This window comes from Vibrio sp. HENC-03 (genome assembly GCF_000305755.2).
Classification (GTDB): domain Bacteria; phylum Pseudomonadota; class Gammaproteobacteria; order Enterobacterales; family Vibrionaceae; genus Vibrio; species Vibrio owensii.
The window spans coordinates 587,190-602,740 of the sequence record NZ_JH976122.1 but is presented as its reverse complement, the minus strand read 5'-3'; the positions used below and the strand labels follow the sequence as shown (position 1 = coordinate 602,740).

Sequence of the window (15,551 nt, the reverse complement as noted above, 5' to 3'; positions counted from 1 at the left end):
GTGGCGGCTATTGTGATAGCCGCCACTCGTAAACTCATTGATTTTAAAGATTTAGGCATCAAACACCTGAGAGTTACCATCGTGATCGTTATCATTTTGCTGTGTCGCTACGATCTTTAACTTGATACCAAACATTTCGCGGTACAGGATTCCCTTCAAATGGAAGAAGAACGGTAGCACGAAGATCAAGCCAATTCCGTAGAACATTGCAGCAACAATAAACATCAACATCACGCCTAAGTAAAGCCCTGCGACCACAAAAAGCTTCTTGTTGATTGCACGAAGTGACAAAAGAAGTGACTGCATTGGAGGCACTCTTTTCTCACAAATCAATAAGATAGAATGACTAAACGCTAAAGAAAGATACAGAGACAGCAATGGGAAAATCATTCCCGCTACACCCTGCATCATCAAGCTAAACAGCGTTGCTAGAATCACTGGTACCGTAAACTGAAGACCTTTGCCCACATGACGGATCTTGGTTCGTAACCCTGCAACGTGGCTCATCGCCATTAAGCTGATACCAGCATAAATCGGCGCGCTGATCACTTCGTAACTAAAGTTAGCCACATAAATAGCGGAAACGATGTCAGTGGTAAAAGATTCTGGGTCTTGAATAGCATCAAGGATTACGCCTGGATCACCCAGTTGAAGTTGCAGTGCGATATAGAAGATACCCAACTGTACGAAAAGCAAAAGAATAATCGCAGGTGAGAAGGACAAAAACTGTTGAATGGTGGTGCGCCAAGCTTCACTAAAAACGGCTGCTGCTTTTAGTTCATACTTGCCAGAAAGAGCTCGCTCTACACTCCCTCCAAGATTGAAATCTTTCTCAAAATCGTTGTTCATATTTAATCCAAGGCTAACTTGTAAGATTTTTTCTGGAAAACCAGTTAATTAATAAGGGCGTCATTATAAAGAAATCTTTCCGCGTCTAAAATCATAAGTCGGCCTCAATACTTGCAAAATCTGCTATTTGGTCGATAATTAACCACTCGCAAATCCATGAAATTGAAAACATTTGCTGAAGAAATTAATGCCTTGCTTATGTATAGCGGAAAATTGAATACCCCCATAAAAACAGTATGGTAAGGAATGTTTACTTTTTCCTGCAAAATTTTTTCTGTTTCAAGATAAGAAAATGCTTTGATTTCACAATTTTGGTGATTATGATGCGCGCCTCAAAAGTGAATGACTAATGTCACATCAATTGGTCGAAACCCAATTTGAACGTGGGAGAAATACAGACGTTGAACGCTAAACAGCAAGCAGGAAAGCCAGTAGTTCGTCTATCTGGTATTAGCAAAAGTTTCGATGGCAAGGAAATCATCGGTAATTTAAATCTGGATGTTAATCATGGTGAGTTTCTGACGATTCTTGGTCCTTCTGGTTGTGGTAAAACAACGGTTTTACGCATGATCGCGGGCTTTGAGACGGCAGACAACGGTCAAATCGTATTAGATGACCAAGATGTAACACAGGTTCCTGCAGAGCAAAGGCACGTCAACACGGTATTTCAGAGTTACGCACTCTTCCCTCATATGACCGTATTTGAAAACGTTGCTTTTGGTCTTCGCATGCAGAAAACACCTGCTGCAGAGATCGAGCCGCGAGTTATGGATGCGCTACGCATGGTTCGCCTAGAAAAAATGGCACAGCGTAAGCCTCACCAACTTTCTGGTGGTCAGCAACAACGTATCGCCATTGCGCGTGCGGTTGTGAACAAGCCAAAAGTACTGCTGCTAGATGAATCTCTATCTGCGCTTGATTACAAACTACGTAAGCAAATGCAAATCGAGCTTAAACAGCTTCAGCGTCAGCTTGGTATTACCTTTATCTTCGTTACGCACGACCAGGAAGAAGCCCTATCGATGTCTGACCGCATTATTGTTATGCGCGACGGTGTTATCGAACAAGATGGCTCTCCACGTGAGATCTACGAAGAACCTAAGAACCTATTTGTTGCTCGCTTTATCGGTGAGATCAACGTATTCAACGCAACCATGCTAGATCGTATCGACGAGAAACGTATTCGTGCAGAGATTGAAGGCGTTGAATCCGTTGTTTACTACGATCAAGAAGCACAAGCTGGTGACAAACTACAAGTACTACTTCGCCCAGAAGACTTACGAATCGAAGAGATCAAAGAGTCTGAAGAAAAAGGCATCGTAGGTCACGTAACTGAGCGTACCTATAAAGGTATGACGCTTGATTCTGTTATCCAATTGGATTCAGGCATGCGCGTGATGGTAAGCGAATTCTTTAACGAAGATGATCCAGATGTGGACCACTCTCTCGGCCAGAAAGTCGCTATTACTTGGGTTGAGAGCTGGGAGGTAGTACTAAATGATAAGCAAGAAGCTTAATCTTCAGAACGCGATCATTACCCTAATCGTTGGTTGGTTAACACTGTTTGTGTTAGTACCAAACCTAATGATTATCGGTACAAGTTTCTTGACGCGTGATGAAGCGAACCTCATTGAATTAACGTTTACGTTCGACAACTATCTTCGCCTACTTGATCCTTTGTACGCAAAGGTGCTGATGCACTCTTTCTACATGGCGATCATCGCAACTTTGTTGTGTTTGGTGATTGGTTATCCATTTGCTTACATCGTAGCGAAAATGCCTGAAAAATGGCGTCCGTTCATGTTGTTCTTGGTGATTGTACCGTTCTGGACTAACTCTCTTATCCGAACTTACGGTCTGAAGATTGTTCTAGGTACTCAAGGCATTTTGAACAAGTCGTTGATGGCGATGGAAATCATCGATAAACCGATGCGTTTAATGTATACCGAAACAGCAGTAATGATTGGTCTTGTGTACATCTTGCTTCCATTTATGATTTTGCCGCTTTACTCGGCAATCGAGAAGTTAGACAACACATACATCGAGGCAGCAAAAGACCTTGGTGCGAACAAGTTTCAAACCATTACACGCGTTATTCTACCTCTGACAATGCCTGGCATTATCGGTGGCTGTTTGTTGGTTCTGTTACCTGCACTAGGTATGTTCTACATCTCTGACCTTCTTGGCGGTGCGAAGAACCTACTGATCGGTAACGTCATTAAGAGCCAAGTATTGAACGCTCGTGACTGGCCATTTGGTGCTGCGACCAGTATCGCTCTCACCTTCGCAATGGCTGTGATGCTTTACGCTTACTACAGAGCTGGCAAACTATTGAATAAGAAAGTGGAGCTAGACTAATGGGACGCACAGTTAGATTTAGCTTTATGGCGCTGGTATATGCATTTTTGTATCTGCCAATCATCGTCTTAATTGTTAACTCATTTAATGCCAACAAATTTGGTATGAAATGGGGCGGTTTCACCACGAAATGGTACGAAACTTTAGTAAATAACGACAGCCTAATGCAGGCTGCATGGCATTCATTGAACGTAGCGGTATTTTCTGCAACTGCTGCTACAATTATTGGTAGTTTGACAGCAGTTGCCCTATTCCGTTACTCGTTCAAAGGTAAAGGTGCGGTAAACGGCATGCTGTTTGTCGTAATGATGTCTCCAGATATTGTAATGGCGATTTCATTGCTTGCTCTGTTCCTAGTATTAGGCGCACAGCTTGGCTTCTTTACTCTATTGATTGCTCACATCACCTTCTGTCTACCGTTCGTTGTGGTAACAGTGTACAGCCGTTTAAATGGCTTTGATGTGAAAATGTTGGAAGCTGCAAAAGACCTTGGCGCAAGCGAATGGGTTATCTTGAAACAGATCATCCTTCCTCTTGCTAAACCAGCGGTTGCTGCAGGTTGGCTACTGAGCTTTACCCTGTCTTTGGACGACGTAATTATCAGCTCGTTTGTAACAGGTCCAACATATGAAATCTTGCCATTGAAGATTTACTCAATGGTTAAGGTGGGCATTTCACCGGAAGTGAACGCCCTAGCAACGGTGATGTTGATTGTTTCTTTGGTCTTGGTAGTGATTTCTCAGTTGCTAGCAAGAGAAAAAGTAAAGTAGAATCCGCACCCGTTAACATCGCGAAACAGAATGGTTACATGCCATTCTGTTTTACTATCTATCGTCCAAAATTGGACAACGTTTGGTTTGGAGCTAACGTCAATGAAAAAATGGGCTACTCTATTAGCTGGTAGTGCATGTGCGCTTTCTCTGTTCTCTGGTACAGCGGCAGCGGATGATAAAGAATTAGTATTTATGAACTGGGGTCCTTACATTAACAGTAATATCCTAGAGCAATTTACTAAAGAAACTGGCATCAAAGTAATCTACTCGACTTACGAGTCGAACGAAACTTTGTATGCAAAGCTAAAAACTCATAACCAAGGTTATGACCTAGTAGTACCTTCAACGTACTTCGTAGCGAAGATGCGTGACGAGGGCATGCTACAAAAGATCGATAAGACTAAGCTGAAAAACTTCGGCAACCTAGATAAAAACTACCTAGACAAGCCTTACGATCCAAATAACGACTACTCTATTCCACACGTTGTTGCGATTACAGGTCTAGCGGTTAACGCGGACATGTACGATCCAAACGACTTCCAAAGCTGGGCTGACCTATGGAAGCCAGAGCTTGAAGGTCAAGTAATGCTGATGGACGACACTCGTGAAGTGTTCCACATTGCACTACGCAAACTGGGTTACTCAGGTAACTCTACGGATCCAAAACAAATCGACGAAGCGTACGCAGAGCTACAAAAGCTAATGCCTAACGTTCTAGTATTCAACTCTGACAACCCAGGAGCACCATACATGTCTGGCGAAGTTGGTGTTGGTATGCTTTGGAACGGTAGCGCAGCTGCTGCTCAAAACGAAGGCATGAACCTGAAACTAGTATTCCCTAAAGAAGGCGGTATCGGTTGGGTTGATAACTTCGCAATCTCTTCTGGCGCGAAGAACGTAGAAGCGGCTCACAAGATGATCGACTTCCTACTACGTCCAGAAATCGCAGAGCAAATTTCAGCGGATACGGGTTACCTAACAGCGGTTGCAGAATCTAACGCTAAATTCAAAGACGTTGCACCACTGTTCCCTTCTCAAGAAGACCTTGACCGCGTTGAATGGCAAGACTCTGTTGGCGACATGACAGTGAAGTATGAAGACTACTTCCTGAAGCTAAAAGCGGGTCAATAATCTGATCTTGCTTAATAAGCCATCTACTAAATGAAAATAGGCAGCAATACGCTGCCTATTTTTGTAATTGACTGATATAATTGTATGTTGCTAGGTTTATTTGACTCGAGTTCAAGCATTACTGCCTATTTTGGTCTTAATGTCAGTTTTTGTCGCTCAAATAAACAGGATTGTGCTTATCGCAATTTGGCGCAAACCAGTATCTGTTACTAGTATTGATTTGTCCTGTTGCTGAACAAAACGGAAATAAAATGAAAAGTAAATTCTACGCAAGCGCACTGTGTGCGGCGACGCTAATCGCTACCCCTGCAATGGCTGCTGATCAAGAACTGTATTTCTACAACTGGTCGGAATACATTCCAAATGAAGTTCTTGAAGACTTTACAAAAGAAACCGGCATCAAAGTTATCTACTCTACGTACGAGTCTAACGAAAGCATGTACGCGAAGTTGAAAACTCAAGGTTCTGGTTACGACTTGGTAGTACCGTCTACCTATTTCGTATCTAAAATGCGTAAAGAAGGCATGCTGCAAAAGATCGACAAAGAGAAACTTTCTCACTTTGCTGATCTAGACACTAACTTCCTGAACAAGCCGTTCGACCCGAACAACAACTACTCTATCCCATACATTTGGGGTGCGACCGGTATTGGTATCAATGCTGATATGCTAGATAAGTCTTCTGTAACTAAATGGGATGACTTCTGGGATAGCAAGTGGGAAGGTCAACTAATGCTGATGGATGATTCTCGCGAAGTATTCCACATTGCATTAACTAAGCTTGGTTACTCACCAAACACAACTAACCCAGACGAGATCAAAGCGGCTTACGAAGAACTGAAAAAGCTAATGCCAAACGTATTGGTATTCAACTCAGACTTCCCAGCGAACCCATATTTAGCAGGTGAAGTATCACTTGGTATGCTTTGGAACGGTTCTGCTTACATGGCTCGTCAAGAAGGCGCGAACATCGACATCATCTGGCCAGAAAAAGGCACTATCTTCTGGATGGACAGCCTAGCAATTCCAGCTGGCGCGAAAAACGTTGATGCTGCTCATAAGATGATCGACTTCCTTCTACGTCCTGAGAACGCAGCTAAGATTGCACTAGAGATTGGTTACCCTACTCCAGTGAAAACAGCTCACGATCTACTACCGAAAGAATTTGCTAACGATCCAAGCATCTTCCCACCACAAGAAGTGATGGACAGCGGTACATGGCAAGACGAAGTCGGTGAAGCTAGCGTGCTTTACGATGAATACTTCCAAAAGCTAAAAGTAGACAACTAATCAGTCTGTCGAAATAGTTTAGAAAAGCGGCTTCGGTCGCTTTTCTTGTATCTGAAACTTACTCTTTGTATCTCCAGCTATCCAGCTATCCAGCTATCCAGCTCAGATTACCAAATGCCATAATACGAAGTTTCAAAATACAAAAAGGCATCGAATCACTCGATGCCTTTGCTAAACCAAGGTCCTGTCCGTCTGATTAAGCGCTGGTTTCATTTTCCAGAGCAAGAATCTCTTCAACAAGCTTCGGTACTTCGATGCTCGCCTTACCGTAACGCTTCTCTTCAAACTCACTCTCTACAGCACTTGGCTCTAAGTTGATTTCAATCGTATGTGCACCATGCATCTTCGCATCATGTACAAAGCCTGCGGCTGGATATACCACGCCAGAAGTACCAATAGAAATAAACAAGTCTGCTTCTTCCAAAGCCGCATAGATCTCCCCCATGCGCAGTGGCATTTCACCAAACCAAACAATGTGTGGACGCATTTGAGCTGGAATTTGGCAGCAATGACACAACTCGCCAGTTTCAATGTCTTCTGAATGCTCGATGACTTGATTAGATTCACTACAACGCGCTTTAAGCAATTCACCGTGCATGTGAATAATATTGGCGCTACCACCTCTCTCGTGCAGATTATCGATGTTTTGAGTGATGATAGTCACTTTGCCTTCCAACTGATCCTCTAAGCGTCCTAGCGCGATATGAGCAGCATTAGGCTTGATATCTTCGCCCTGCAGTTTTTTGCGACGTTGATTATAGAACGATTGAACAAGATCGGGATCGCGAGCAAACCCTTCAGGTGTTGCGACGTCCTCTATGCGGTGATTCTCCCAGAGACCATCTTGAGCTCGAAATGTTTGAATACCAGACTCAGCCGAGATGCCTGCGCCAGTAAGTACTACAATATTTCTATAAGGGAAATCCATAACCTATCCTTGTTGTTCTTTTTCATTAGCTTAACACTGAACGAATAACAACAGTAGTAATATGGATTAGACCATGGTCGTAGTGGTCCTAATTAGAATGATAAATTGAGAGGCAAAGCAATGAGACGTGTATCTCTTGTCCTTATATTATTGGGTACTTTAGCAGGGTGTCAGCTTACAAATGTTGAGGGTGAATTCGATGACGTAAAAGTCAAAGTGAGCACCAATGACAAAGATAATGACCACCCAGTTCATGGTGGTGATTTCTGTCCGCCCGGACAAGCGAAAAAAGGAAACTGCTAGGTCAGTATTTCTTATAAAGACGATATAAAAAACCCTCGAACTATGTCGAGGGTTTTGCATTTTTACAGACTGTTTTTGATTTCTTTGCAACGCAATAAGATTTACAGGTTTGGGCCTGTAGACGGTCTGTGAGGCATATTGTTGCGCAGTTGGTTCATACCTTGGTACATGCGTAGGAACCACACAAGAATAGCTAGCGTTGCGAACAGCATACCTACCCAAGGAATGAAGTAAGCTACCGTGTCTAGCAAGCTGCTGTGTACCCAATAGTCACTTACGCCAACCAACACACCGTTCGATGTTGCCACTGTTACGATCAAAACAACAAAGAACGTGAAGTACAGGAAGAAAGTACGAATCAAGCCGTAGTAATGTGAGTTCACTACGTCGCTGTCTTCACCTTTATCCAAACGGTACCCAGCGTAAATGATTGCGATAACGCCTGAGATCAAAAACGTAAACGGGGTCAAACAACTCAGGATGTACGCAACCCAAATCCCGTTATGAGGTTTGTTCATTCGCTTTCGCTCCTTTTGGTTCCGTGTTTGCCGTATCTGTTTCGCCCATCGCTTCTTTGGATTTCACTTCTTCATACCAAAGATCGTGGTGTTCTTTCGCCCATGTTTCGTCAACTTCACCGGTAACCATACCTTCTAACGCACCTTCCATACCGAATAGACCGATGTAGATGTGGAAGATAAAGCCACAGATAAGAATCAGTGCCGAAATCGCGTGAACAAGGTTAGACAATTCCATATCGCGACGAGTTTGGCCAAAAATAGGGAAATCCAGAATTAAGCCACTCACTGCAGCGATAGCACCGAAGAAGATCAACAACCAGTAGATCGCCTTTTCACCACCGTTCGAGAAACCAGCCGATGGGTGCGTTCCTTTGTGTTTACCAACCATGCCACCCATTTTCATGAACCAACGGATGTCTGTCATGTTAGGGATAGATTTGCGCCACCATTTCAGTAGAACAAACATCAGCAAGATGAAGAACAACGGACCCATGTAGTTATGGTATTGCTTCGCCAACATGACGATGAAGCCCCAGAACTCAGTGGGTACGTACGGCTTCAAGAAGTGCTTACCGTAAACCAGCATCAAACCACTGAATGCCAGCGTTAAGAAGGTAAACGCCATGCTCCAGTGTAGTGCGCGGTCTAGTCGAGACCAGCGTTTCATCTTCTTGCCAGTACGTGGCTTGCTTAGCATTAGAGGACCAACGAATACGTAAGCCATGATAACCATTGCGATACTGCCGAAAATCGCGACAGCGCCCGCAGGAGACATCCATTTCTCTTTAAGAATGTACCAAGTCTCACCCGGAGTACTGATCAGCACACCGTGTTCCGCTGATTTCGACGTGGTATAGCCTTCTTGCCCCTCTTTGACCTGGCGCCAGAAGTCTGCACCTGCAAGTTGCGTCATCTCCTGTTGTACCACTGGAGATGTGTCTTCTTGCGCAGACGCTGGCATCGCAAAGGTCAGCAGTAATGCTGTCATCATCGACAGCATTACAAGAGACGCACGTTTAAGAGTATTTAACATGTGTCTCTCCTACTTAGCTTTTGGTTGCGTCGTAAGAAAGATCGTTACCGTCTGTCCAACCTGCGTTTTTCGCACCGCGCTCAACCACACGTTGACGGAAGATGTCAGAAACTTTCTCTGCATCACCCGCTAGCAGTGCTTTTGTTGAACATAGTGACGCACACATAGGTAGCTTACCTTCAGCAATACGGTTCGCACCGTACTTCTCACGCTCTTCTAGAGAACCTGGTTCTGTGTTTGGACCACCTGCACAGAAAGTACATTTGTCCATTTTACCACGCTCACCGAACGACGCTTGTTTCGGGAACTGAGGCGCACCGAATGGACAAGCAAACAGACAGTAACCACAACCGATACAAAGATCTTTATTGTGAAGAACGATGCCGTCTTCTGTGTGCTCGAAACAGTCAGCTGGACAAACTGCCATACAAGGCGCATCTGTACAGTGCATACAAGCAACAGAGATTGAGTTTTCACCTGGTTCACCGTCGTTCAGTGTTACCACGCGACGACGTTGAATACCCCACTCAAGTGCATCATCGTTTTCGTTCTTACATGCAGTAACACAGCCGTTACACTCGATACAGCGTTTGGTGTCACATAGGAATTTCATTCGTGCCATTGTCAGACTCCTTACGCTTTACGAATGTTACATAGGGTTACTTTAGTTTCCTGCATCAAAGTAACAGGGTCGTAACCGTAAGTGGTTGCCGTGTTGGCTGCTTCACCAACAACATAAGGATCCGTACCTTCTGGGTACTTAGGACGTAGGTCTTCACCTTCGAACTTACCGCCGAAGTGGAACGGAATGAATGCCAGACCCGGTTTAACACGACGAGTGACCATCGCTTTCACCTTGATGCGGCCTTTTTCTGCACCTTCAACCCAAACGTCATCGCCATCTTTGAAGCCAAGATCGTTTGCGTCTTTCGGGTTCACTTCAACGAACATTTCTTGTTGAAGTTCAGCAAGCCATGGGTTTGAACGCGTCTCTTCACCACCACCTTCGTACTCAACCAAGCGACCAGAAGTCAGGATGATCGGGTATTCGCCAGACTTGTCTTCTTTTTGGATAGACTTGTAAAGCGTTGGTACACGGAAGATTGCTTCTTTGTCGTCCCAAGTTGGGTAATCCGTTACAAGGTCACGACGAGGCGTGTATAGCGGCTCACGGTGTAGCGGCACTCGGTCTGGGAATGTCCAAACAATCGCGCGCGCTTTTGCGTTACCAAACGGGATACAACCGTGCTTAATTGCTACGCGTTGAATACCGCCAGACAGGTCAGTTTTCCAGTTTTTACCTTCCGCTGCTGCTTTTTCTTCAGCCGTTAGGTCGTCCCACCAACCAAGCTGTTTGATTAGCTTGTCAGAGAATTCTGGGTAACCGTCTTTGATTTCACAGCCTTTTGAATAGCTGTCTTCAGCAAGTAGGCTTTGACCTTCGAATTCCACACCGAAACGCGTACGGAAGTTACCGCCACCCTCTGCAACCGTCTTCGACGTATCGTACAGAATGTGTGTGCCTGGGTGTTTCATCTCTGGCGTACCCCAACATGGCCAAGGTAGACCGTAAGTCTCACCATTCACAGGACCACCTTCTGCCTCTAGAGACGTCTTGTGGAATGTATGCCAGTTTTGTTGGTGCGCTTTTAGACGCTCTGGGCTTTGACCTGTGTAACCGATGGTCCACATGCCTTTGTTGAATTCGCGCGTGATGTCTTCGATCACTGGCTGGTTGTTCTCAACACGGATGTTTTTGAACAGCAGATCTTCATAACCTAGCTTCTTAGTTAGCAGGTACATGATTTCGTGGTCAGGTTTAGATTCGAACAATGGCTCGATAACCTGATCACGCCACTGAAGTGAGCGGTTAGATGCTGTCACACTGCCGTGCGTTTCAAACTGAGTCGTTGCAGGAAGCAGGTAAACGCCGTCAGTACGATCGTTCATTACCGCTGCGACTGTTGGGTATGGGTCAACAATAACCATCATATCCAGCTTCTGCATCGCTTTCTTCATCTCAGGACCACGAGTCTGAGAGTTTACTGCGTGACCCCAGTAGAACATTGCACGGATGTTTTCACGTTGACGAATGTTGTCTTTGTTTTCAAGAACACCATCCACCCAACGAGATACAGGGATACCTGCACTGTTCATTGGTTTTTGACCGCCGTAAGCGTTGTCATCGAAACGACCTTTGATCCATTCGTAATCGATTTCCCACACTTTCGACCAGTGACGCCAAGAACCTTCAGACAGACCGTAGTAGCCAGGTAGCGTGTCAGATAGTACGCCAAGGTCAGTTGCACCCTGTACGTTATCGTGACCACGGAAGATGTTTGCACCACCGCCTGATTTACCGATGTTACCTAGCGCAAGCTCAAGTACACAGTAAGCACGTGTGTTGTTGTTACCAGTCGTGTGTTGAGTACCACCCATACACCACACGATACAACCCGGACGGTTTTCAGAAAGCAGTTTCGCTGTTTTGTAAACTTCAGACTCAGGAACGCCAGTTACGCGCTCAACTTCTGCTGGTGTCCATTTCGCTACTTCTGCACGGATTTCATCCATACCGAATACACGTTGACGAATGAACTCTTTGTCTTCCCAGTTGTTCGCGAAGACATGCCATAGCACGCCCCAGATGAATGCAACGTCAGAACCCGGACGTAGCGATACGTAGTGATCTGATTTTGCAGCGGTACGAGTACGACGAGGATCCGCAACAACGATCTTACAGTTGTTCTTCTCTTTCGCGATCAGGATGTGCTGCATCGCAACAGGGTGCGCTTCTGCAGGGTTTGAACCAATGAACAGCATCGACTTACAGTTGTGCATGTCATTGAAAGAGTTGGTCATCGCACCGTAACCCCAAGTGTTTGCTACACCTGCTACGGTTGTTGAGTGACAGATACGCGCTTGGTGGTCAACGTTGTTGGTACCCCAAAGCGACGCCATCTTACGGAACATGTACGCTTGTTCGTTGTTGTGCTTCGCACTACCCAACCAGTAAACGGAATCTGGACCCGACTCTTTGCGGATGTCCATCACCTTGTTACCGATTTCTTCGATCGCTTGATCCCAAGAAAGCTTCTTCCACTTACCGTTTTCAAGCTTCATTGGGTATTTCAGACGACGCTCACCGTGACCGTGTTCGCGCAGTGCTGCACCTTTTGCACAGTGTCCACCAGCGTTGAATGGGTGGTCAAATGCAGGCTCTTGACCTGTCCATACGCCGTTTTGAACTTCAGCGTAGATACCACAACCTACAGAACAGTGAGAACAGATAGTACGTTTTACTTCTGTTTTCGCTTCTGGATCCACCGATTTAGCTTGTGCTTTCTTCATCATGCCCGGTGCAAAAAGACTTGCACCTACAACCGCACCACCAGCAGCAAGCGAGGTGTTTTTCATGAATGCACGGCGAGAAACGCCAAGCTGATTGGTTTCTTTGCTCACACTGTCGGAGCGTTTGACAAGTTTCATCCGTTATCTCCTAAAGTGTGTCGTAGTAATCGCGAATGTGTTGAGTTTCACGATACCCTTTCTTCTTCACGTCTTTTTCAGAAGGCTCAACCGTTTCTGAAGCGCTTGCCACTTTTGTTGTTCCAGCGACAACCGCACCAGCTACGGCTGCAGTCGTTAAGCCTTTCAGGAGATCCCTACGGCTTGTGTTTATTTCTTTATTATCTTTCATCATTGCTTCCTTACCTTACGGTAGATCTTTGGAGGCTATTGCCCCTCTATCGATATGACCAAGTACTGCTCGATTACTCGTAATCAGTGACGTTTTTCACATCAATTTTTAATTTGTGCTTACTGCTTTTGGTGTTCACGCTAAAGCGCACTTGTTCCAGTGTTAAGAACGCCTCACACAGTTGAGCTGCTGGCTTATAAAAGCTCGCACTCTCTGCGTTTTCTAGTTGCTGAGTGAAAGAGTTAAACCAAGGTGCGATGTGTTTGTTAAACACCGCTTGTTGAAGATCTTCTTCTTCACCCGTTAGCATCGACATCACTTCACAAAGTGCTGCGATGTGGTCTTCCGGCTCTTTCACATTCTCATCACGCTCGAAACCAAGCAGTTCCAAATCGTGACGAATTTCAGCCAGTGGTTTTTCCATCATTGCACCCGTCATGTGCCATGAGCCAAATGGCATCACTTCACCACGACCGATACCAATGAAAAGATCTTGGTATTCATCTTCTAGCGCTTCACGGTTGGAATCTTTTGCCGCTTGCTGAAGTGCAATCCACGCTTTTTGCATTGCGCTTTCTGATGGTTCAACTTCTAGAGAAGTCAGGAACTCGATCATCTCTTCACTTGGTGCGCTACGGAAAAGCGCTGACAAAACCAAGTAGATCTCTGTTCTCAGTGTTTGTTCTTGTTCTCGTTGTGTATCCACTGCGAGCTCCTAGTATTTCAGTTGTTTCATTGGGTCTTCTGCCATAGACTCAAACATATCGATCACACGGCAGTCTTCACACATCGCGATACGATTGATCGCCGCTTCATCGGAGAAATGAGAGTGACCGCGTAACTTGTTTTGTAGCATGTCGATCATAGACTGAGGTGCGAATGGCTTATGACAGCGAATACATTCCGCTGCTTTCTCTTCGTGAATCACAACCGCTTTTTGGCGCTCTTCTTTCACCCAGTTCATGCGTGGCGTTAGAGTCAGAACTTTCTCTGGACATGCCTTTTCACACAAACCACATTGAATACAATCTTGTTCAACGAATTTAAGTGATGGAGATTCACCATCGGTATGAAGTGCACGCGTCGGACAAACCGCCACACAGCTCATACACAACGTACAATCTTTGCTCTCACAAGAAACATTGCCGTAAGGCGCGTTCGCAGGCAGTTCAACAATGTTCTCAACCGGAATACGAGAAGAAGACATCGCATCCAGCGCAGTAAACAGACGTTGTCGCTTGTTACCTTGAAGATCGCCAAGTGCAAGGTCGAACGAATCTGTACATAGTGTTGGAGGACCTTCACGAAGCGATTCCAAGTAAAGGATATCGATGGTCTCTTTTGCGATACCAAGTTGATCCAATAGCTCTTGCGCGATACCTACTTCGTTATTTAGAACACGAATGATGGTTGCAGGCATAAAGCGAGAAGCTGCAAATAGCACCTGTGTCGCGCCATTAACTAGAGCTGCAAACCATGTATCGATACCGATAGAAGGAAGCTCTTCAACCACAATTGGAATCACGTTATCTGGTAGCGCTTTCAGTGCCATCACATTGTAAGTCTCGTGGCGAGAACTACAGATAAGAACGATAGGATCCAGACCGCCCGCTTGCTCGTAGTTCGCTAGCGTGCGTTCAATGAATTTTTGCGTATCTTCAGGATTAGGTAGCGCGTAATGAATCGCTTCTGTCGGACAAGCCGTTGCACAAGTACCCACGCCCTGACATAGGTATGGGTTAATCTCAATGCGATGACCCGTTTTATCGCTGCCTTCACTTGATAGTGCGCCAGCAGGACAAGCATCCACACAACGCTCACAACCTTTTACGCCACGAGAACTGTGCGCACATAGGTCTGTATCCAGGCGAAAGAATTTTGGCTTATCAAACGTCCCCATTAATGTTGGGATTTCTTCTAGCGCTTCAGCCAGTTTTGGATAGCCGCGTCCTACTGGGTAGTAACCAGGAACCGGAACCTCTTCTGACATACAGCTGCTTAGACAAAGATCGAGAACAACATCGAAACAATCACTATTGATAGCGACTTTTGCTAGGTTGCTTGTTAGACCGTTATTTTCGATAAGCACTTCAAACGTGCCTAGGAAACCAGAAACCTGAACTGAGTTTGCAAAGTACAGTTCTGGATTGGTGCCTTTCTCTCCGTCTGTAGAAAGAAGTGTCAGGCTGTTCATTTGAGATAGCTGCGCGGCTGCACTCTCAATGATGGCAGTCGGTCCAACAATCAGTGTATTACCGCCACTCTCGTAGCTCACCGTTGGTGGAATAAGATTGGTCAACTCTACGGTATTCTCAAACGCATACAGACGCGCTTTACCGTTATTGGAAGTTGCTTGTTCTAATAGTTGTTTCAACATTGCTCAGTTCCATTTATACGCATGGATAGTTTCTTCCATCTTTCATTGTAGTTAGCGCAGGCGATTCTGCTGATTAACTCATCAGTAACTACCCCTTTTAGGTAGTCCCACCCGGGTTATCACTGCCTGTTAGGCAAATGGTCTAACTTCAACAAGAATGGTAATGAGCAACAGATAGCAAATGTCGTGCCAATTAAATATCAGCTAATTTTCAATAGGTTAGCTATTTATCTTAGAAATAGTAGGGATAAAAAAACCGACTGGGACATTTTGTCTCAGCCGGTTCATT

Annotated in this window: 15 protein-coding genes; 6 read left to right on the top strand and 9 right to left on the bottom strand. The window is 45.1% G+C overall.

Going from position 1 to position 15,551, the window contains the following annotated elements:
- Positions 1 to 51: 51 nt before the first annotated feature.
- Positions 52 to 849, bottom strand: coding sequence for a hypothetical protein (locus VCHENC03_RS12640; protein WP_005441595.1), 798 nt, complete (start codon positions 847 to 849; stop codon positions 52 to 54).
- Positions 850 to 1,250: 401 nt separating this feature from the next.
- Here VCHENC03_RS12640 and potA point away from each other — a divergent pair, with 401 nt between their 5' ends.
- The 5 genes from potA (at position 1,251) to VCHENC03_RS12665 (ending at position 6,400) form a co-directional block, all read left to right on the top strand.
- Positions 1,251 to 2,366 carry a spermidine/putrescine ABC transporter ATP-binding protein PotA gene (gene potA / locus VCHENC03_RS12645; protein WP_009706100.1) on the top strand — a complete coding sequence of 372 codons (1,116 nt, stop codon included), beginning with the start codon at positions 1,251 to 1,253 and terminating at the stop codon, positions 2,364 to 2,366.
- Positions 2,347 to 3,207 carry a spermidine/putrescine ABC transporter permease PotB gene (gene potB / locus VCHENC03_RS12650; protein WP_005441590.1) on the top strand — a complete coding sequence of 287 codons (861 nt, stop codon included), beginning with the start codon at positions 2,347 to 2,349 and terminating at the stop codon, positions 3,205 to 3,207. Before potA ends, potB begins: the two co-directional genes overlap by 20 nt.
- Positions 3,207 to 3,977: a spermidine/putrescine ABC transporter permease PotC gene (gene potC / locus VCHENC03_RS12655; RefSeq protein ID WP_005389180.1), complete on the top strand. Its 771-nt coding sequence runs from the start codon at positions 3,207 to 3,209 to the stop codon at positions 3,975 to 3,977. The genes potB and potC overlap by 1 nt, the downstream gene beginning before the upstream one ends.
- Before the next feature lie 102 nt (positions 3,978 to 4,079).
- Complete coding sequence (locus tag VCHENC03_RS12660; protein WP_009706099.1) at positions 4,080 to 5,111, top strand: extracellular solute-binding protein; 1,032 nt, start codon at positions 4,080 to 4,082, stop codon at positions 5,109 to 5,111.
- Positions 5,112 to 5,362: 251 nt separating this feature from the next.
- The gene (locus VCHENC03_RS12665; RefSeq protein ID WP_005445793.1) at positions 5,363 to 6,400 is read left to right on the top strand and encodes an extracellular solute-binding protein; all 1,038 of its coding nucleotides are present in this window, start codon (positions 5,363 to 5,365) and stop codon (positions 6,398 to 6,400) included.
- A 196-nt stretch (positions 6,401 to 6,596) separates the two neighbouring features.
- Here VCHENC03_RS12665 and cobB read toward each other — a convergent pair whose 3' ends face one another.
- The gene (gene cobB, locus VCHENC03_RS12670; protein ID WP_009706098.1) at positions 6,597 to 7,328 is read right to left on the bottom strand and encodes a Sir2 family NAD+-dependent deacetylase; all 732 of its coding nucleotides are present in this window, start codon (positions 7,326 to 7,328) and stop codon (positions 6,597 to 6,599) included.
- Positions 7,329 to 7,448: 120 nt separating this feature from the next.
- On the opposite strand from cobB, the gene VCHENC03_RS26885 reads away from it, so the two are divergent.
- On the top strand, positions 7,449 to 7,631 hold the full coding sequence (locus VCHENC03_RS26885; protein ID WP_009706097.1) for a hypothetical protein: 183 nt from the start codon (positions 7,449 to 7,451) through the stop codon (positions 7,629 to 7,631).
- 101 nt (positions 7,632 to 7,732) lie between these two features.
- On the opposite strand, the gene VCHENC03_RS12675 is transcribed toward VCHENC03_RS26885, so the two are convergent.
- The 7 genes from VCHENC03_RS12675 to VCHENC03_RS12705 form a co-directional block, all read right to left on the bottom strand.
- Complete coding sequence (locus VCHENC03_RS12675) at positions 7,733 to 8,149, bottom strand: membrane protein (RefSeq protein ID WP_009706096.1); 417 nt, start codon at positions 8,147 to 8,149, stop codon at positions 7,733 to 7,735.
- Entirely contained in the window at positions 8,133 to 9,185 is a 1,053-nt protein-coding gene (locus tag VCHENC03_RS12680) for a formate dehydrogenase subunit gamma (RefSeq protein WP_009706095.1), read from the bottom strand. Before VCHENC03_RS12680 ends, VCHENC03_RS12675 begins: the two co-directional genes overlap by 17 nt.
- A gap of 13 nt (positions 9,186 to 9,198) precedes the next feature.
- Entirely contained in the window at positions 9,199 to 9,807 is a 609-nt protein-coding gene (gene fdh3B / locus VCHENC03_RS12685) for a formate dehydrogenase FDH3 subunit beta (RefSeq protein ID WP_005427693.1), read from the bottom strand.
- A gap of 11 nt (positions 9,808 to 9,818) precedes the next feature.
- Complete coding sequence (locus tag VCHENC03_RS12690; RefSeq protein ID WP_009706094.1) at positions 9,819 to 12,674, bottom strand: formate dehydrogenase subunit alpha; 2,856 nt, start codon at positions 12,672 to 12,674, stop codon at positions 9,819 to 9,821.
- Positions 12,675 to 12,684: 10 nt separating this feature from the next.
- Positions 12,685 to 12,885: a twin-arginine translocation signal domain-containing protein gene (locus tag VCHENC03_RS12695; protein WP_005427585.1), complete on the bottom strand. Its 201-nt coding sequence runs from the start codon at positions 12,883 to 12,885 to the stop codon at positions 12,685 to 12,687.
- A 73-nt stretch (positions 12,886 to 12,958) separates the two neighbouring features.
- On the bottom strand, positions 12,959 to 13,591 hold the full coding sequence (locus VCHENC03_RS12700) for a TorD/DmsD family molecular chaperone (RefSeq protein WP_009706093.1): 633 nt from the start codon (positions 13,589 to 13,591) through the stop codon (positions 12,959 to 12,961).
- 9 nt (positions 13,592 to 13,600) lie between these two features.
- Positions 13,601 to 15,262, bottom strand: coding sequence for a 4Fe-4S dicluster domain-containing protein (locus VCHENC03_RS12705; protein ID WP_005441573.1), 1,662 nt, complete (start codon positions 15,260 to 15,262; stop codon positions 13,601 to 13,603).
- Positions 15,263 to 15,551 lie beyond the last annotated feature (289 nt).